Source organism: Sneathiella chungangensis, assembly GCF_009882935.1.
Lineage (GTDB): Bacteria > Pseudomonadota > Alphaproteobacteria > Sneathiellales > Sneathiellaceae > Sneathiella > Sneathiella chungangensis.
The window spans coordinates 604,154-622,199 of the sequence record NZ_WTVA01000001.1 but is presented as its reverse complement, the minus strand read 5'-3'; the positions used below and the strand labels follow the sequence as shown (position 1 = coordinate 622,199).

The 18,046-nt window shown below is 60.0% G+C and carries 18 protein-coding genes; 15 read left to right on the top strand and 3 right to left on the bottom strand.

Going from position 1 to position 18,046, the window contains the following annotated elements; genetic code table 11:
- Window positions 1-47 precede the first annotated feature (47 nt).
- From GQF03_RS03045 to scpB, 6 genes are read left to right on the top strand one after another with little or no spacing between them, the layout of a single operon-like run.
- On the top strand, window positions 48-1,073 hold the full coding sequence (locus GQF03_RS03045; protein WP_161337701.1) for a DALR anticodon-binding domain-containing protein: 1,026 nt from the start codon (window positions 48-50) through the stop codon (window positions 1,071-1,073).
- A complete protein-coding gene (locus tag GQF03_RS19090) occupies window positions 1,074-1,958 on the top strand; it encodes an SPOR domain-containing protein (protein ID WP_161337700.1) in 885 nt (294 codons plus the stop codon).
- Window positions 1,945-2,985, top strand: coding sequence for a beta-N-acetylhexosaminidase (nagZ, locus tag GQF03_RS03035; RefSeq protein ID WP_162858407.1), 1,041 nt, complete (start codon window positions 1,945-1,947; stop codon window positions 2,983-2,985). Before GQF03_RS19090 ends, nagZ begins: the two co-directional genes overlap by 14 nt.
- Window positions 2,985-3,671 carry a site-2 protease family protein gene (locus GQF03_RS03030; RefSeq protein WP_161337699.1) on the top strand — a complete coding sequence of 229 codons (687 nt, stop codon included), beginning with the start codon at window positions 2,985-2,987 and terminating at the stop codon, window positions 3,669-3,671. Before nagZ ends, GQF03_RS03030 begins: the two co-directional genes overlap by 1 nt.
- Window positions 3,672-3,720: 49 nt before the next feature.
- A complete protein-coding gene (locus tag GQF03_RS03025; protein WP_161337698.1) occupies window positions 3,721-4,515 on the top strand; it encodes a segregation and condensation protein A in 795 nt (264 codons plus the stop codon).
- On the top strand, window positions 4,512-5,114 hold the full coding sequence (gene scpB / locus GQF03_RS03020; RefSeq protein WP_161337697.1) for an SMC-Scp complex subunit ScpB: 603 nt from the start codon (window positions 4,512-4,514) through the stop codon (window positions 5,112-5,114). Before GQF03_RS03025 ends, scpB begins: the two co-directional genes overlap by 4 nt.
- Here the strand turns inward: scpB and GQF03_RS03015 are convergent.
- A complete protein-coding gene (locus GQF03_RS03015) occupies window positions 5,111-7,840 on the bottom strand; it encodes a PAS domain-containing hybrid sensor histidine kinase/response regulator (protein WP_161337696.1) in 2,730 nt (909 codons plus the stop codon). The two genes, scpB and GQF03_RS03015, sit on opposite strands and share 4 nt — an antisense overlap.
- Before the next feature lie 358 nt (window positions 7,841-8,198).
- Between GQF03_RS03015 and GQF03_RS03010 the strand changes: the two genes are divergently transcribed.
- The 9 genes from GQF03_RS03010 to GQF03_RS02970 all read left to right on the top strand — a co-directional run bounded on the left by GQF03_RS03010 (window position 8,199) and on the right by GQF03_RS02970 (window position 16,876).
- Window positions 8,199-9,956 (top strand): ABC transporter permease, encoded by a 1,758-nt coding sequence (locus GQF03_RS03010; protein ID WP_161337695.1) that lies wholly within the window; start codon window positions 8,199-8,201, stop codon window positions 9,954-9,956.
- The gene (locus GQF03_RS03005) at window positions 9,956-11,011 is read left to right on the top strand and encodes an ABC transporter ATP-binding protein (RefSeq protein WP_161337694.1); all 1,056 of its coding nucleotides are present in this window, start codon (window positions 9,956-9,958) and stop codon (window positions 11,009-11,011) included. Before GQF03_RS03010 ends, GQF03_RS03005 begins: the two co-directional genes overlap by 1 nt.
- Window positions 11,012-11,192: 181 nt before the next feature.
- Entirely contained in the window at window positions 11,193-11,426 is a 234-nt protein-coding gene (gene tatA, locus GQF03_RS03000) for a twin-arginine translocase TatA/TatE family subunit (protein ID WP_161337693.1), read from the top strand.
- A 53-nt stretch (window positions 11,427-11,479) separates the two neighbouring features.
- The gene (tatB, locus tag GQF03_RS02995) at window positions 11,480-11,947 is read left to right on the top strand and encodes a Sec-independent protein translocase protein TatB (RefSeq protein ID WP_161337692.1); all 468 of its coding nucleotides are present in this window, start codon (window positions 11,480-11,482) and stop codon (window positions 11,945-11,947) included.
- Window positions 11,944-12,816, top strand: coding sequence for a twin-arginine translocase subunit TatC (tatC, locus tag GQF03_RS02990; RefSeq protein ID WP_338401299.1), 873 nt, complete (start codon window positions 11,944-11,946; stop codon window positions 12,814-12,816). Before tatB ends, tatC begins: the two co-directional genes overlap by 4 nt.
- Window positions 12,817-12,951: 135 nt before the next feature.
- Window positions 12,952-14,226, top strand: coding sequence for a serine--tRNA ligase (serS, locus tag GQF03_RS02985; RefSeq protein WP_161337691.1), 1,275 nt, complete (start codon window positions 12,952-12,954; stop codon window positions 14,224-14,226).
- A 22-nt stretch (window positions 14,227-14,248) separates the two neighbouring features.
- Complete coding sequence (surE, locus tag GQF03_RS02980) at window positions 14,249-15,007, top strand: 5'/3'-nucleotidase SurE (RefSeq protein WP_161337690.1); 759 nt, start codon at window positions 14,249-14,251, stop codon at window positions 15,005-15,007.
- Window positions 15,004-15,645, top strand: a complete 642-nt coding sequence (locus GQF03_RS02975; protein ID WP_161337689.1) for a protein-L-isoaspartate(D-aspartate) O-methyltransferase — start codon at window positions 15,004-15,006, stop codon at window positions 15,643-15,645. Before surE ends, GQF03_RS02975 begins: the two co-directional genes overlap by 4 nt.
- Window positions 15,646-15,724: 79 nt before the next feature.
- Entirely contained in the window at window positions 15,725-16,876 is a 1,152-nt protein-coding gene (locus GQF03_RS02970) for a LysM peptidoglycan-binding domain-containing M23 family metallopeptidase (RefSeq protein ID WP_161337688.1), read from the top strand.
- Between the two features lie 5 nt (window positions 16,877-16,881).
- Here GQF03_RS02970 and GQF03_RS02965 read toward each other — a convergent pair whose 3' ends face one another.
- Entirely contained in the window at window positions 16,882-17,295 is a 414-nt protein-coding gene (locus tag GQF03_RS02965) for a PaaI family thioesterase (RefSeq protein ID WP_161337687.1), read from the bottom strand.
- A gap of 94 nt (window positions 17,296-17,389) precedes the next feature.
- Window positions 17,390-18,028 (bottom strand): thiopurine S-methyltransferase, encoded by a 639-nt coding sequence (gene tmpT, locus GQF03_RS02960; RefSeq protein WP_161337686.1) that lies wholly within the window; start codon window positions 18,026-18,028, stop codon window positions 17,390-17,392.
- Window positions 18,029-18,046 lie beyond the last annotated feature (18 nt).

The following is an 18,046-nucleotide window of genomic DNA, read 5'->3' as shown; positions in this document are numbered from 1 at the left end:
TCCTAAGCATGTTTGTCAATTGACCGTCCGGAAATGTAAACCATCCCATGTCCATCAGCTATCTAACCGAGGCCCGGAACGCGCTGTTTTCAGCGCTGGAGGCGCTTGAGGGTCTCTCGCCCGGGGCGAAGGCGGCGGTGCGCCGGGATGTCCGCCTGCGTCCGCCGAAGGCGCGGCATTTGGGTGATCTTTCAACAAACGCCGCCATTTTATTGAAATCAATGGAAAATATTGATTTTGACCGGGCGACAAAAAACCTCGTTTCGGGGTTTGAGACGCTCCCCGGGATCAAAGAAGTCCGGCTCGAGCAGAACGGCTATATCAATATCCGGTATTCGGCGGATTTCTGGGGCCGCCAGGTCTCGCTGATCCTTATGGAGGGCGTCCGTTACGGGCTCGAGGATTTAGCGGTGGATTGTGCTGAAATTCCCGCCCCGGCGGCGGTCATCGACCTCTACAGCTACCGCGATCAGGCCAATCTCGAGGCACTGGAACGGCTGGCGGCGCTCACGGGCGGCAGGGTAGAGCCGATATCCTCCGCACCGCGCGAGGCGGCCGGATTTCCGCTCGCGGCGGCCATCGGCAAATGCACCGAGGAGAAGACGCGCTTCGCCCTCTTGGCCAACCCGCCCGGCTTTATCGATGCGTTCAGCCCTATTTTGGCCATAGACAGGAGCTACGGTAACCCCGTATTCGCCATTCCCTATGCGCGAATGATGTTGCAACGGCTCGGGGTGGGGGGAAATCAGGCAAAAGCCGGAGCGAATAACGGGGTGGACATGTCGGTCCTGAAACTGCCGGTCGAGATGGAATTGGCGCGGGCGCTCTGCGGATGGCCGCCGGCGGTGGCGGCTTGCCTGCGCAAAGGAGACAGTTTTTATCTCGCCTCTTTCCTCGAGACGCTTTCCTTGCTATTTTTCCGGCTCTTTGAAGGGGTGCATCCCGTTTCGTCGGCCTATCTGACGGAAACGGCGGAAGGGCCGGCGCGCTTTGCCCTGTTGGGCGCCCTGGATAAAATACTGGATGGCGGGACGACTGTTCTCGGCGTCGAAAGAGTAAAGGAGTATGGTTAAGTGACTGGCGATGACGATTACCTCGAAATTGATTATTACGAGAGCGAAGACGAGCCCCGCAGCAACCGCCGGAAATGGATCGGCGGCACACTGGCCATCATCATCATTGCCGGTTTCGGCATCGGTATCTGGTACGCCTATGACCAGGGCGTGAAAAAGGGCGTGCAGCTCGCGCCGCCGATCATCAGCGCCGATACCTCCCCGGTCAAGGAAGAGCCGGTAGAGCCCGGCGGCATGGATATTCCAAATCAGGACAAGCAGGTGTTCAGCGTGCTGAAATCGGGCGAGACGCCGGAGAAGGTGGAGAAACTGATGCCGCCGCCGGAAGATGCGACGCCGGAGGAAAAAACCGCGGAGAGCGCGATGAGCGACGCTGAGAAGGCGGCTGACGAAAGCAAGCTCGACGCCCTGGTTGAGAAGGCGACGAAGGACGAACCGGTCGCCGAGGACAAGAGCGAAGCGGCGACGGAGACGGCGCCGGTGGCGGACGAAAAACCGGCCGCCGAGGAAAAGACCGTGGAGAAGACCGTAGAGAAGGCCGAGGAAAAGATCGAAGAGACGGTTGAAGAAAAGAAGGTCGAGGTTGCCGCCGCGCCGGTCCCCAAGAAGGTCGAGGCGCCGGCGCCGTCCGGCGGGCCGGTCTTCCGCGTTCAGGTCGGCTCCTTCCGCTCGCAGGATGCGGCGGAAAAGCAGTATTCAACTTTGTCCTCCAAGTTCAAATCCCTGCTGTCCGGTCTCACCTACCGGGTCGAGGATGTGGTCGTGAAGGATAAGGGAACCTATTTTCGCCTGCAGCTTGGCAGCTATGGCGACCGCGATAGCGCGAAGCAGCTGTGCAATGACCTGAAAGCGCAAAAACAGGATTGTCTCGTTGTCAGCGGCTGAATTATCTGACTGCCGGTCCGTGATCTTCGGCTGCGAAGGTTTGACGCTTTCGCGCGCGGAAAAGAAATTTTTCAAGGCGGAACAGCCCTTCGGATTTATCCTCTTCGCCCGCAATGTCGAGGATCCGAAACAGCTGAGGAAACTGGTGAAAGCCTTGCGCGCGGCGGTCGGTCGGCCCGACGCGCCCGTGCTCATCGATCAGGAGGGCGGCCGGGTGCAGCGCCTGCGCGCGCCGCACTGGTTCGAGGCGAAACCCTTCGGATTTTTTGGCGGGATGTATGAAAGCGATCCCGACCGCGCGATTGAGGCATTGCGCCTTACCACGCGGCTGATTGCGGCGGACCTGCAGGCGGCGGGGATCACCGTTAACTGCACGCCCTGCCTGGACCTCCGGTTGCCGGAGACGGTCGAGGCCATCGGCGATCGCGCCTTCGCGGCGGATCCGCAGGTCGTCGCGCGTCTCGGCGCGGTGGTCGCCGAGGAGATGCTGACGGCCGGGATCATTCCGGTGATCAAGCATATGCCGGGTCATGGCCGCGCCACGGTCGACAGCCATCACGAGCTCCCTCATGTGACGGCCGCGCGACCTGATCTTGAACAGACGGATTTCGCGCCCTTCACGGCGCTCTCGCTGCTGCCCTGGGGGATGACGAGCCATATCCTGTTTGACGAGATTGACCCGGATCATCCGGCAACCCTGTCAGAGACGGTGATCACCACAATCATCCGCGAAGGGATCGGCTTCGACGGGCTGCTGCTCACGGACGATCTCAATATGAAGGCGCTGTCGGGCAGCCTTGCGGAGCGGGCCGGGGCGGCGCTCGCGGCGGGTGTCGATATTGTGCTGCACTGCTCGGGTGTGCTCGAGGAAATGAAGGACGTGGCCGCTGCCTGCCCGCCGCTCACCGAAAAGGCGCGCGCGCGGATCGAACTTGGCAACCGCGTCTTCGATCAGGCGCCCGCGACGATCGACGTGACGGCCGACCGGGCTCGGCTCGATGAACTGCTTGCCGGGGTAACCGCCTGATGGACTTTGCAAATATTCTCTACCAGATTTCTGTCTGGATCGTCCCCGCGCTTGCGGCGATCACCCTGCATGAGGCCGCCCATGGCTATGTCGCCTGGAAACTCGGTGATGATACCGCGCTCCGGCAGGGGCGCGTGAGTTTCAATCCGTTCAAGCATATCGATCCCATGGGGACCATCCTTATCCCGGGCTTCCTGCTTCTCGTGAAGGCGCCGTTCCTGTTCGGATATGCAAAGCCGGTGCCGGTCAATTTCGCCCGCCTCGGTAATCCGCGCCGTGACATGGTCTGGGTGGCGCTGGCCGGGCCGGGCATGAATTTCCTGCTCGCCTTTCTCTTCGCCCTCGGGTTTCACCTGCTCGCCTTTCTGCCCGGATCGACGCTGCACTGGTTCGCGGACAATTTTAAAAACGGTATTATTCTCAATGTGGTGCTGGGCGTTTTTAACCTCCTGCCGCTGCCGCCGCTTGATGGCGGACGGGTCGCCGTCGGTATTCTGCCCGACCGCCTCGCTATTCCGCTCGCGCGGCTGGAACGCTATGGTTTCCTGATCCTGATCGGCGTCATATTCCTTGTCCCGATGATCAGCCGCCAGCTCGGCGCGGAAATCGATCCGATCAGCTGGCTGCTGACCGGGCCCATCGGATATATGGTCAATCTGATTGCCAAGCTGGCCGGCGTGGTCTAAGTTTTTTAGATGCAATTGGGCGTAAAATCGACAGAACGGAGGAGGGGGCATGGATAACGGATCCTTCGATGAGGCCGGGCGGAAAAACCCCGATGTCATACCGCTGCCGACCCATGCGCTGCTGGTCGATCTCGACGGCTATGAAGGGCCGCTGGATGTGCTGCTGGTCCTCGCACGTGACCAGAAGGTCGACCTGCTGAAAATCTCCATCCTGCAGCTTGCCGAGCAGTATCTCGCCTTTATCGAACAGGCCCGCTCGCTCCGTCTCGAGGTGGCGGCGGATTATCTGGTGATGGCGGCCTGGCTCGCCTATCTCAAGTCGCGGCTGCTGCTACCGGCGGAGGAAGACGACGGGCCGAGCGGGGAGGAACTGGCCGACCGGCTCGCCTTTCTCCTGAAAAAACTCGAAGCGATGCGCGAGGCGGCGGAAAAGCTGATGAACGGTAGCATCGTCGGGCGCGACCGGCTGCAGCGCGGCCGGCCCGAGGCGATCCGGATTACCCGCCATTCCAAATATGATTGTACGCTCCGGGAGTTGTTGCAGGCCTACGCCGCGCAGGAGGAACGCAAGGGCATCGTCAATCCGCTCCGCCTGATGCGCGATGCGGTTTTCTCGGTGGAGGCGGCGCTCGACCGGCTGGAGAAGATGCTGGGCTCGCTGCCGGACTGGACTGACCTGATGTCCTATCTTCCCGATAACCTGACCGATCCCTTCAGCCGCCGTTCGGCGCAGGCCTCGACATTGCTCGCGAGCCTGCAGATGGCGAAGGAGGGACGGCTCGAGCTCCGTCAGGGGGCGACCTTCGGTCCCATTGAAGTGAAAAAGAGGAAAAACGGGGAATGACTGTTGATCCCGAACATGTCCGAATGGCGGAGGCGTTGTTGTTCGCCTCGAAGGAACCACTGGATGAGGCGGCGCTGGCCGAACGGCTGCCGGAGGGCGCCGATATTCCGGCGATCCTTTCGACGATTGAGGAGCATTACCGGCACAAGGGGGTGAATCTCACCCGCCTTGCCGGGAAATGGACATTCCTGACGGCGCCGGACCTTTCCTGGCTGCTGGAGGAGGAGCGCGAGACCACCCGCCGGCTCAGCCGCGCGGCGCTTGAGACCCTCGCGATCGTCGCCTATCATCAGCCGGTGACCCGCGCCGAGATCGAGGAAATCCGCGGTGTCGGGCTCAGTCGCGGCACCATGGACGTTCTGTTCGAGGCGGGCTGGATCCGCCCGCGCGGACGGCGGCGGACGCCGGGGCGTCCCGTCACCTATGGCATTACCGAGGATTTCCTGATCCATTTCGGCCTTGACGATATCAAGGACCTGCCGGGCTTTGATGAAATGAAGGCGGCGGGGCTCCTCAGCACGGAGCCGTCGGGTATCTTCAATGACCTCGCCCGCGCGGAAGAGGACGCGCTGGAAGACGAGGAAGAAGAGGAATTCTAGGCGATTTTTCGCTGCTTGGCCGGAACGAACTGGGTCCACCAGGTGACGGTCTCTTCCGCCGTCGCCTCGAATGTCGGCAGGAATTCCTCGATCCGGTCAAGATCATCGATGTTCTCTTCGATATAGGCGGCCTCTTTCGCCAGCCGTAGCGCCCCCATCGAGCCGCACATCCCCCGTATCGTATGCGCGTGGGACTGAACGTCATCGCCATTTTGCGACGTAAGGCCCTTTCGCATCAGGACAATGTTACCCGAGAGCGACCGCGCGGCATCCTCAACCAGCCCCGCCATCGCGCCGGCATCGAGCAGCTTGCCGAGCTCAGCCATTTTCCGGGCATCGCCAATATCGCCCCTGGGCGCGGCAACGGCCGGCGCGGCCTCAGCGGGGGACCCGGCGGCCTCGTCGCTGGCCTCCGCCATCACCGTATCGATCGTCCGAAGCAGGCTTTCCAGCTGGATCGGCTTGGTCTCTACCGCGTTCATGCCGGCTTCGAGATAGCGGGGCATATATTCCTTCATCGCATCGGCGGTGAGCGCAACGATGGGAATCTGGCTCTTCTCATGGCCGCTTTCGCGGATATGTTTCGTGGCTTCCGGTCCCTCCATGACGGGCATGCGGACATCCATCAGCACCATGTCGAAATCGCCCTCGGCGACCGCATCGACGGCCATCTGCCCGTTGCCGACGATATCCACCTTATGGCCCGCATGTTCCAGCAGGGTGGAGACCAGGGTCTGATTGACCGGGTTATCCTCGGCCAGCAGGATATGCAGCGGCCGGCTTTCAATTTCCGTATCGGCCTCCGTATCGACCGTCTCCTCGCCGAGATCGACGGGCCGCAAGGGGACCGTGAACCAGAAACGGCTGCCTTTTCCAAGGTCGCTGTCGACGCCTATGTCGCCGCCCATCAGCTCAATCAGCTGTTTACAGATCGAGAGACCCAGTCCGGAACCGCCATATTTCCGCGCGGTCGATGGGTCGGCCTGCTCGAACCGCATGAAGAGCCGTGATTTCTGTTCCTCGGAAATACCGATGCCGTTGTCCGTCACCTCAAAGCGCAAAAGGTCGTCGCCCTGCGGCGTCCGGTCCGGTTCAATATTGAGGGCGATAACGCCATCATCGGTAAATTTGATCGCATTCGAGATCAGGTTGATGATCACCTGCTGAAGCCGGAAGGCGTCGATATTGATCGCGGTGGGCAGAGTGGCGGGCGGTGCAAATTCTATCTCCAACCCTTTGCTTTCGGCTTTCTCGCGCAGCAAATCGACGGTTTCCTCAACCAGCTCCGGCAGGCGGATGTCAACATTGCTGAGCTCGAACTTACCGGAATCGAGCTTTGACTGGTCCAGTATGTCATTCAGGATCGTCAGCAGGAGCTCGCTTGAATTCTTGATGGTCCGCGCTCTTTTCTCCTGCTCGGGCGTCAGGTTATCCAGGAGCAGCAGATCCGTCATGCCGATAATTCCGGTCATGGGGGTTCTGATCTCGTGGCTCATGATCGCCAGGAACTCGGCCTTGCTCCTCTCGCCGATTTCCGCCTTGGTGCGAAGCGTATTCTGCTCTTCCGCCAGGGTGACGAGTTCTTCCGCCTGTTTTTCTACCTGCTGGCGGGAATATTCCACTTCGGCCAGCCGGCTCGACAGCTCTTCCTTATGCTGCTTGAGCTCGTTCTCGACTTCGTGGTAGCGCGTAATATCCTGGGTCAGCCCGTAGATGCGAACGACCTTGCCGTTCTCCACTTCGCACTGCGCGTGGGAGCGGACCCATTTGCGGTTGCCCTTGACGGTGAGCAGCGGCAATTCGATATCCCAGCCTTCGCCGCTTTCGATTGCGTGGTTGTAGGTATCCCGTATGGTGTCGCGGGCCTCGGGCGCATAAAGCTCGACCGCCCTGGCGACACTGGGGTCGAAATCATTCGAAAGCTCGTGGATCTTGTAGGTCGTCTTGCTCCAGCGGTGCGCGTTTGTCCGCAGATCGATTTCCCAGCCACCGATGGTCGCCAGCGCCCCCACCTGGTCGAGGAGATCTCGCTGGCGCTGAATTTCCTTCTCGCCCTGCTTGCGGCGCGTGATGTCCTGAACGGCGCCGTAGATGGCGACAACCTTACCGTCCACCATTTCGCATTTCCCGCGCGAGCGTACCCATTTGCGGTTGCCCTTCGCGGTGATCACCGGAAGTTCGATGTCCCAGCCGCTGCCGTCGGCGACGCCCTGCCGGAATTCCGCCAGAACCTGGTCCCGCACCTCCGGCGCGAAAAAGCTCGTGGCGGCTTTGACATTCGGCACGAAGTCGTCTGGCACTTCATAGATCTTGTAGATCATCGGGTTCCAGGAGAGCTTGGAGGTAACGCTATCGAATTTCCAGCCGCCGACATTGGCGAGGGAACTGATTTCGGCCAGCAGGTTATGTTGATGCTGAAGCTCGTCCTTGATGGATTGCTTGTTCAGAAGTTCCTTTTGCAGCTTCTCCGCCTTCGTATTAACCCGCCGTCTTAACGACTGGGCCCAGATGAACAGAGCGAAAATGACCAGCAGGAAGCCGCCGGCGATCAGTTCGACTATATATTCGCGGGTCAGGGAGTCCGATTGCGGGTCGGCAAGGGTGGTCTGCGCCGCCACGTCGCCGATGAAAGCGTCGCTTGCCGGGGCCGATATCGCGGGGAGGGGCGCCCCCGCAAGAATAACGAATATACACCACGCGAAACCGAGTAAAACTCTTGCGTCCATAAAAAATAAGCTCCCGAAAAGCCCCGCTGTTAAGGGTCGGAAAAATAAAAACCGGGCTTTGATAAATAAATATAGCAAATTGGTTAAAAAAGTGCGCAAGAGCTTACGCGTTATTTTATAAGACCTTTTCGTATTTCCCTTAAAAAATGCGCTGGATTGCCGGTTCTTGCGGCATCTTGATTAGTAATCATTTTCATCTACGGAAATTGATTATTTTTCCGGACCGGGACTAGAGAAACGGAACATCCATACAGGTATCAATCCCCCGACAATCGGCGGCGCGGCGTTTTGCCGCCGTTATCGGCCTTTGCATTGTCATTGCGAATGATTATTATTTACCGATTGCGTTCCGCGGATTATGAAGGCCGTCTGGCGCTATCAGGAAAGAGGGACATCTTTGGCCGTTCTGGAATTTGAAAATCAACAACCGCTCGCGCGGCGGGGATACCGGCGCAAGACCGCATCGCCGGCAACCGCGCTTGTGCTGCTGATCGCGCTGATCCTCTCGATTCCGGTTCTCGTCGTGCTCGGTTACGTCTTTGCGCCGACGGGAGACATCTGGTCGCATCTCGCGAGCACGGTGCTGCCGACCTATCTCTACAATACGCTGGTGCTGGCGATTGGCGTATCGGCGCTGGTCCTGGTGATCGGCGTCGGCACCGCCTGGCTGGTGACCATGTGCGAGTTTCCGGGACGCCGGATTTTTTCCTGGGCGCTGTTCCTGCCGCTGGCCATGCCCGCCTATATCATTGCCTATACCTATACCGGCATGCTCGATTTTGCCGGGCCCTTGCAAACGGCGCTGCGCGAGATTTTCGGCTGGAGCCGCGCCGATTACTGGTTTCCGTCGATCCGCAGCCTTGGCGGGGCGGTGATGATGCTCGGTCTCGTGCTCTATCCTTACGTCTATCTGGTAAGCCGCACGGCCTTTCTCGAGCAATCGATCTGCGCGCTGGAAGTCGGGCGGACATTGGGGCGCGGCCCCTGGCGCGGCTTTCTCTCCATCGCGCTGCCGCTCGCCCGTCCCGCCATCGTCACGGGGCTCGCGCTGGCGCTGATGGAAACCCTGAGTGATTTCGGCACCGTCGAGTATTTCGCCGTCGATACCTTCACCACCGGCATCTACCGCACCTGGTTCGGCCTCAATGAGCCGGCCGCGGCGGCGCAGCTGGCGGCGGTGCTGATGATCTTTGTTTTCTCCCTCATCCTGCTCGAGCGGGTCAACCGCGGCAAGCGCCGCTTCCACCATACCACAGGGCGCTACCAGAATATTACCCGCTACCGTCTCGGCCGGAACCGGCAAATCCTTGCCATGCTGGCCTGCGGGCTGCCGATCTTCCTTGGCTTTCTCTTGCCGACCGCCTGGCTCGTGAAGGACAGTTTTCTGCATTCCAGCAGCGCCTTCAACGCGCATTTCCCGAGCCTGGTGATGAACAGCGTGATGGTCGCCCTGATCGCCGCCGGGCTGTCGCTCGTGGTTGCGCTGTTCCTCATCTATGGCATGCGGCGGGATGCCCGCGCGCCGTCGCGGATGGAGCAGGGGGCGCTCCGGGTGGCGTCCATGGGCTATGCGGTGCCGGGGCCGGTCCTCGCAGTCGGTATCATGCTGCCCTTCGGTTTTATCGACAACACGGTCGATCACTGGATGCGCGCAACCTTCAATATCTCGACCGGCCTTATCCTGAGCGGCACGATGGTTGCCCTCCTGTTCGCCTATATCGTCCGGTTCCTGGCGATTTCCCTGAACACGGTGGAGGCCGGGGTCGATACGGTGACGCCCAATATGGACCGCGCGGCCCGGACCCTCGGCGTCACCGGCTTTCGCAAGCTCGTCCGCGTGCATATCCCGATCATTTCCGGCAGCCTGATGACGGCGGTATTGCTCGTTTTCGTCGATGTCATGAAAGAGCTGCCGGCAACCCTGGTGCTGCGGCCGTTTGGCTTTGACACGCTGGCCATCCGCGCCTATGAAATGGCGAGCGACGAGCGGCTCGCCGATGCCGCCGGACCCTCCCTTGCCATCGTCCTTGTCGGCATCCTGCCGGTGATCGTGTTGAGCAGGGCCATTGCCAGATCCCGTCCCGGGCAGAACATAGCTGCGAGAAACGATTATTGATGAGCAACCTGGTTTTTCGAAATGTCCGCCACCAGTATGACGGCGTGAATTCTGTCGATATCGCGCATCTCGAGGTGGGCGCGGGCAAGCTGGTCTGCCTGCTGGGGCCGTCCGGCTGTGGTAAATCGACGACCTTGCGGCTTGCCGCCGGGCTTGAAAGCCCCATCGAAGGCGAGGTCAGCATCGAGGGCGAGGTGATGGCCAATGACGAGATTTTCGTCGGACCGGAGGATCGCCGGGTGGGGCTGATGTTTCAGGACTATGCCCTTTTCCCGCATCTGACGGTGGAGGATAATGTCGCCTTCGGTCTGTCGCACCTGGCCCTTGCAGAACGGCGCGCGCGCGCCGGAACAATGCTTGAGACCGTCGGAATGGCGGCGGCGGCCCGGAAATATCCGCATATGCTCTCGGGCGGGGAGCAGCAGCGCGTGGCGCTGGCGCGGGCGCTCGCCCCGTCGCCGAGGATCATCCTGATGGACGAGCCCTTCTCCGGCCTTGACGTGGTGCTGCGCAACCGGGTGCGCGACGAGACCTTGAAGCTTCTCAAGGAAATGGGAACGACCGTGCTGATGGTCACCCATGACCCGGAGGAGGCGATGCGGATGGCGGATGAGATTGTCGTCATGCGCGAGGGAGAGATCATGCAGCAGGGCAGCGCCGGCGAGCTTTATAACCGCCCGGCCGACGGGTTCATCGCCGCATTTCTTGGTGAGGTGAACCGCGTGCCGGCGCGCCGGAATGGCGATTTTTACGAGACCGATCTCGGCCCGATACCGATTTCAGCCGCAATCGGGGAGGGGGCGGTCGATGAAATTCTCGTCCGGCCCGAGGCAATCCGTTTTCTTCCCGTCGTCGATCCCAAGGCGCCGACGGGCGAGGTGGTGCTGTCGCGCAATCTGGGAGCCTTCAGCCTCATCGATATCCGCTTCGAAAGCGGTTTTCAGGCGACGGCGCGCGTTGCCTCCTTTTACCAGCCGAAGGTCGGCGATCGCTGCTCGGTATCGCTTAATTTGAGTGGCGTTTTTATTTTTCCCCGGCCGGGAAATAGCGAATAGGGCGATAAACCCATATCAAAGGCGATTTAAATGTCGTATAAACGCCCATAGACCTTTATATGTGAAACGAAGGACGGCCCGCAGGGTTTTGTTAGAAATAACTGATAAACCATCTTTTTTTGACTTTTGCGGGCGTTATATGATTTGAGATATTCTCGATACGAGAACAGGAGCTGAGAACATGAGTATTGGTCCGTGGCAAATTATTCTGATCCTTGTCATTGTGCTCATCATTTTTGGCGCGGGCAAACTGCCCCGCGTTGCCGGTGATCTGGCGAAGGGCATCAAGAACTTCAAAAAAGGCATGAATGACGAAGATGAGCCGAAGGCTGCCGACAGCGGCAAGACCGAAGCGCTGGAATCGGCGAATAACAGCGAAAAGGCTGACAGCAAGGACAAGGCGGCGCAGGGCTGACCCCGTCGCGCCGCTTTTTGTGAAACCCTTCAAACCGGATAATGTGAATAGCCATGTTTGATATTGGCTGGACGGAAATGGTCTTCGTACTGGTGATCGCGGTGCTGGTCATCGGGCCGAAAGACTTGCCCAAGGCAATCTCGACCGTCGGCAAATATGTCCGCAAGGCGCGGTCGATGGCGCGGGAATTCCAGTCCGGCATCAATGATCTCGCCCGCGAGACGGAGCTTGACGAGATCAAGAAGGATATCCAGAAGGGCACGGACTTCAACATCAAGAAACAGGTGGAAGACGCCGTCGATCCGACCGGCTCGATGCAGGGCATGTTCAACGACGTGAAGCCCGAGATCCGCGATCCGCGCGACAGTGCCAATAATTATTCCGCGCCGCCCGCCAAGAGCGGCGAGACAGGAAAGGCGCCTCCAAAAGCCGACGCTCCGGCCGACAAACCGGCCCCGCCCGCCGCGGCACAATCCGCTCCCGCCCCCTCTGAGACCAAGCCGGAAACCAAAGCGTCGTGAACGAGAGCGATATTGACGACAACAAGGCTCCCTTGATGGAGCACCTGATCGAGTTCCGCAACCGCCTCGTCTATTCGGTTGTGGCGCTGCTCGTCGCCTTCATTTTATGCTATATCATCTCGGAGGATCTGTTCGCCTTTCTCGTCCGGCCGCTGGTGCAGGCGATGGGGGATGATATCGCCGGGCGGCGGATGATTTTCACGGGCCTGCATGAGGCCTTCTTCACCTATATCAAGATCGCCTTTTTCGCGGGCATTTTCCTGTCCTTTCCGATTATTGCCTCGCAAATCTGGATATTCGTCGCACCCGGGCTCTACAAGAACGAGAAAAAGGCCTTTCTGCCGTTTCTGGTGGTGACGCCGATCCTGTTTTTTCTGGGCGGCGCGCTCGCCTACGAAATCGTCATGCCGCTCGCGTGGAAATTCCTGCTGAGTTTCGAGAGTAACGGCCATGTCAGCCTCTATGCGAAGGCATTTACGGCGCTGGTCGAGCAATTCCCGAACATGGTGAATTACCTGCCGGCCCCGTCGGAGCCGATGGCGCTGCCGATCCAGTCCGAGACGCGGGTCAGCGAGTATCTCAGCCTGTCCATGAAGCTGATTTTCGCCTTTGGTCTCTGTTTCCAGCTGCCGGTGCTCCTGACGCTGCTCGGCCGGGTGGGGATCGTCTCCTCCGCCGGGCTGAAGGCCAAGTTCAAATATGCGGTCGTCTTCGCCTTCATTGCCGCGGCCATCCTGACGCCGCCGGACCCCTTGAGCCAGATCACCCTCGCCATCCCGATCATTGTGCTTTACGGGATTTCCATCCTCAGCGTGCGGATGGTCGAGAGAAAGCGCGCGGAGAAGGAAGCGCTGGAAGATTCCGAATAAGATCGGGCCGCCTTTCTGTGGGACAGCCACAACAAATTTGATATAAAAATCGCGCAGGGCGCAAAGCCCTCTGGACGGCGGGCGGCCGCGCCCTTATACACAGGACATCCATCCAGAAACCGAAATGATGTTCATATGCTCGACTTGAAATGGATCAGGGAAAACCCCGAAGCTTTTGACGCGGCCATGCAGCGGCGCGGCCTGCCGCCGCAGTCCGAAGATTTACTCAAAGTTGATGCCTATCGGCGGAGCGTCCAGACGGAAATGCAAGAACTGCAGGCGCGGCGCAATGCAGCAGCAAAAGAAATCGGAAAGGTTAAAGCGTCAGGCGGAGATGCCGATGCGTTGATCCGTGAGGTGGCGGACCTCAAAGATGAGGCGCAGAGAAATACTGAGCTTGAGCGTGAACTGCAGGAGACGCTAGACGCTAAGCTCAGCGTACTTCCCAATATCCTCGCCGATGACGTGCCAGAGGGCGAGAGTGAAGAGCAGAATGTCGAACTCCGCCGCATCGGCGATATCCCGACATTTGATTTCAAGCCGAAGGAGCATTACGAGCTTGGAGAGGCGCTGGGCCTGATGGATTTCGAGACGGCGGCGAAGCTGTCCGGATCGCGTTTTGTCGTCACCAGCGGCCAGATCGCCCGGCTGGAACGCGCGCTTGCAGCTTTTATGGTCGATGTGCATACGCTGGAGAAGGGCTATCTTGAGGTATCGCCGCCGGTGATGGTGCGCGGGAGCAGTCTTTTCGGCACCGGCCAGCTGCCCAAGTTTGAAGAGGATTTGTACAAGACGGGCGAGGATCAGTACATGATCCCGACGGCGGAAGTGCCGCTGACCAATCTTGTGCGCGAGAGCATCCTTGGCGAGGATGAGCTGCCAAAGCGGCTCACCGCCCATACGCTCTGCTTCCGCTCCGAGGCGGGCTCTGCGGGCAAGGACACGGCGGGCATGCTGCGCCAGCATCAGTTCGCGAAGGTCGAGATGGTCTCCATCACCACGCCGGAGAAATCCGCGGAGGAACATGAGCGGATGACCGCCTGCGCGGAAGATATCTTGAAGCGCCTCGGCCTTGCCTACCGCGTCGTCGTGCTCTGTAGCGGCGATACCGGCTTTGGCGCGCGCAAAACCTATGATATCGAAGTCTGGCTGCCGGGTCAGAATACCTACCGGGAAATTTCCAGCTGTTCGAACTGCGGGGATTTCCAGGCTCGGCGGATGAAGGCCCGCTATCGTCCGGAAGGCGAGAAGGGCACAAGCTTCGTGCATACGCTGAACGGATCCGGCCTCGCCGTCGGGCGGACGCTGATTGCGGTGATGGAAAATTACCAGCAGGCGGACGGATCCATCAAAATTCCCGAGGCACTGGTGCCATACATGGGCGGAATGACCGAAATCCGCGCCAAATAACAAGAAGAAAAGGAAGAGTAAGTTGCGAATTCTGCTGACTAACGATGACGGGTTCAATGCGCCCGGGATGGAAACCCTTCGCCGCATTGCCGCCGCGCTTTCCGATGATATCTATGTCGTCGCCCCTGAAAAGGAACAGAGCGGCGCGTCGCGCTCTCTCACCCTGCACGACCCCCTCCGCATCAATAAATATGCCGAGAAGGAATATTCGGTCGAGGGCACGCCGACGGACTGCGTCATGATGGCGATGAACTATCTGTTCAAGGACGAGCGGCCGGATTTGATCCTGTCGGGCGTCAATCGCGGCGGCAATCTCGGTGAGGATGTGCTCTATTCGGGCACCGTCGCGGCGGCGAGCGAGGGATGCCTGCTGGGGGTCCGCGCCATCGCGATCAGCCAATGCGTCGCGCCGGACGGTGCGACATTTCACTGGGACACGGCGGAGGCGCTGGCGCCTGATATCATTCGCAAGCTGCTCGATTTCGAATGGGGACCGGATGTCCTGGTGAACCTGAATTTCCCGGCGGTTCCGAAAGTGCAGGTCAAGGGCATCGATGTGACGGTGCAGGGTAAGCGCGATCTGTCCAACCTCTCTATCGATGACCGCGTCGATGCGCGCGGGCGGCAGTATTTCTGGCTGGGCTATCGCCCCTCCTTCGGCGATCCGCCCAAGGGCACGGATCTGTGGTCGGTGGCAAATGGCCGGGTCTCGGTGACGCCGCTCAAGCTGAACCTGACGAAAGTGGCGCTTGCCGAGAAAATCAAGAAGGCCTTTGCGTGACTGACAACCCGGCCCAGAAAATCCGCCTGATCATGGAGCTGCGCCGGCAGGGGATCAGCAACACGGAGGTCCTTTCGGCGATCGAGCGGGTGCCGCGTGACGCCTTTATCCCGCCAACCTTCCGCGATCGCGCCTATGAGAATATCGCGCTGCCCATCGCCAGCGGCCAGACGATCAGCCAGCCTTACGTGGTCGCCTATATGACCCAGCTTCTGAAGCTCGACAAGCGCCGCAAGGTGCTCGAGATCGGGACCGGGTCGGGCTACCAGACGGCGATCCTGGCGCGGCTCTGCCGCCGCGTCTACTCGATCGAGCGGTTCCGCAACCTGCTGGATCAGGCGGAGGAGATTTTCCGGGAATTGAAGATCCCCAATATCACGACGAAACTGGGCGATGGCTACAAGGGCTGGCCGGAGCAGGCGCCCTTCGACCGGATCATCGTCACGGCCGCGGCGGAGGAGGTGCCTGAAACGCTTCTCGATCAGCTCGGCAATGACGGGATCATGGTGCTGCCGGTGGGCCGGGATTCCACCAACCAGCATATTTTGCGCTTAACCAGGGATGCCGACGGCAAGGTCACGGAAGAGTCTCTATTACCCGTTCGATTCGTACCAATGGTTCAAGGGGTTGCTGAATAATCTTAACTTAACACTATATATGGTGTTTGGTTAATTTTGTTGTGATTCGCGGCCATTTATGCTTAATATTGAACGCATTATGGCGAGGTATGTATCTATTTTCAGTCGCGTTGCCTGCGTTTGCCTGCTGATGCCCCTGTTGGCAGGCTGCCTGTATGACGACTATCTTCCGCGCATCCGGACGGCGAAGGTCATTCATGCGCCGAAGCCGGAGCCGGTATCCGCCCGGGTGGTCATGCCCGCTGATTTCTCGCCCTATTACCAGGAACTCTCCTATCATTTCGTGACCGTGCAGGCGGGGGACACGCTCTCGCGCGTCGCCGCGCGCAGCAATGTGCCGGTGCAGGCCGTCATCGAGATGAACGGCATGCGCGATCCGTATCTGATCTATCCGGGCCAGCAGCTCAAGGTGCCGGCCTTCAACAGCCATTCCGTCCGGCCGGGCGAGACGCTCTATGCGATCTCCCGCGTTTATGACCTGGAAATGTCGGAAATCGCGCATTTCAACTTTCTCGATGCGCCCTATACCCTGATGCCCGGGATGAAACTGCAGATCCCGATCAAATTGCAAGGCGAGGTGCGGGTGGCCTCCACCGACATGACCCAATGGCCGGCACCGACGCCGACATCGGCGAACGGGTCGCCGCAGCCGGTTAAAACGGTGATCATCAATTCCCTGCCCGAGGTTGTTACGGTGCCGCAGGCGAAGCCGGCGCCCGCCGTGGTCACCAATTCCCCCGCGCCGGCGGCTGTTCCGGCGCCGGAGGAAGAGGCGGCGGGCTATCAGGTGGCGAAGCTTGACATCCCGCCGGTACCGACGCGAAAATTTACCACCAAGGCGCCCCCGGCGCGCAGCGGGAAATCCTTCGCCTGGCCGGTCAAGGGACAGATCATTTCCGGCTTCGGCAAGAAGAAAACCGGCTTTCACAATGACGGCGTGAACATCGCCGTGAAGGCGGGAACGCCGATCCGCGCCGCGGAAAACGGGGTTGTTTCCTATGTCGGCAACGAGATGCGCTCCTTCGGGAACCTTATTCTGGTTTCCCATGCGGACGGCTATGTCACCGCCTACGGCCATACGGAGCGGGCGCTGGTCGCCAAGGGAGACGCGGTGAAGAAGGGCGAGGTGATCGCCTATGCCGGGTCGACCGGCAGCGTCACCGAAAGCCAGCTCCATTTTGAAATTCGCAAGAAAGGCAAGGCCGTCAACCCGGTCGCCATGCTCGACTAGGCGGGTCAGCCGCGCGGGCGCAGCACCGTTTGCGTCTGGGTGACCTTGCCGATGAGTTTCCCCGCGTCATTTCTGACTTCTGTCTCAATAACGATGGTCGAGCCGCCGACATGCAGCGGCTTCGCCGTGGCGGTCACCTTGCCCTCCTTGACGGCGCCCAGGAAATTCGTCTTCGATTCAATCGTCGAGGTACCGCTCGCGCCCTCCGGCAGATTGGCGAAGGCCGCCGCGCCGCCCGCTGAATCGGCAAGCGCCATGATCGCGCCGCCATGCAGCATGCCCGCGCTCGTACAGATGGCGAGTGACCAGTCGAGGGTCAGGATAACCTCCTCAGGCGTCATTTTCTCGGCCTTCATGCCGAGGGTCGCGCAAAGGGGCATTCTGTCATGAAGATAGGCAGTAAGATCGTTGTTCGTCATCGGATGTCTTCGTCTTTGTTTGTTTGAACTCCCTAGAGTTTGCGTCAAAGCCGTAGCGAAGACAATTACCTCTGAGGTAAAGTCCGCGCTTCCGCTATCGCTGGCGCAGTCGCCAGGCGACTTCGCGTGCGGCGACCCGGCCTTTCAGGCCGCCGGCGACGTCCAGTTCCTCCAGCCGCTCGATATCATAATCCGCGGCATAGTATTTCCGGACCATCCCGTCATCGATGGCGAAGGGTGGGCCCGGCATTTCCGCCTGGTCATAGTCGAAGGTGAGAAGAAACTGCGGCGCGGTTGCGGTAATTTCCCGGACATGGGCGACATAGTCTTGCCGCATCCCCTCCGGCAGGGCGACAAGCGCGGCCCGGTCATAGACCGCATCGACCGGCCCCAGTGTCTTGCTGTCGAGCGCAAATATATCGCCGACAAAGATATCGATATCGCGCGCCCGATAGCGCGTGAGCGGGCCGAGTTCGGAGATTTCCGGCGGCACGCCGAGATCCTCGAACAGCTGCTGGATGGCCGTTTCACTGAGCTCGGCGCCGACAACCCGGTATCCCTTGGCGAGGAGCCAGCCGATGTCCAGCGTCTTGCCGCATAACGGCACAAAGACGCGCTGGCCCGGGGCGAGCGACAGATCCCTGAAATGCTTCTCGAGCAGGGCATTGGGCTTGTTCTGGTGGAAGCCGATTTCATTCTTTTCCCACCGTTCGTGCCAGAAATTATGTTCCATAAGGCCTCCTTCGGCAAT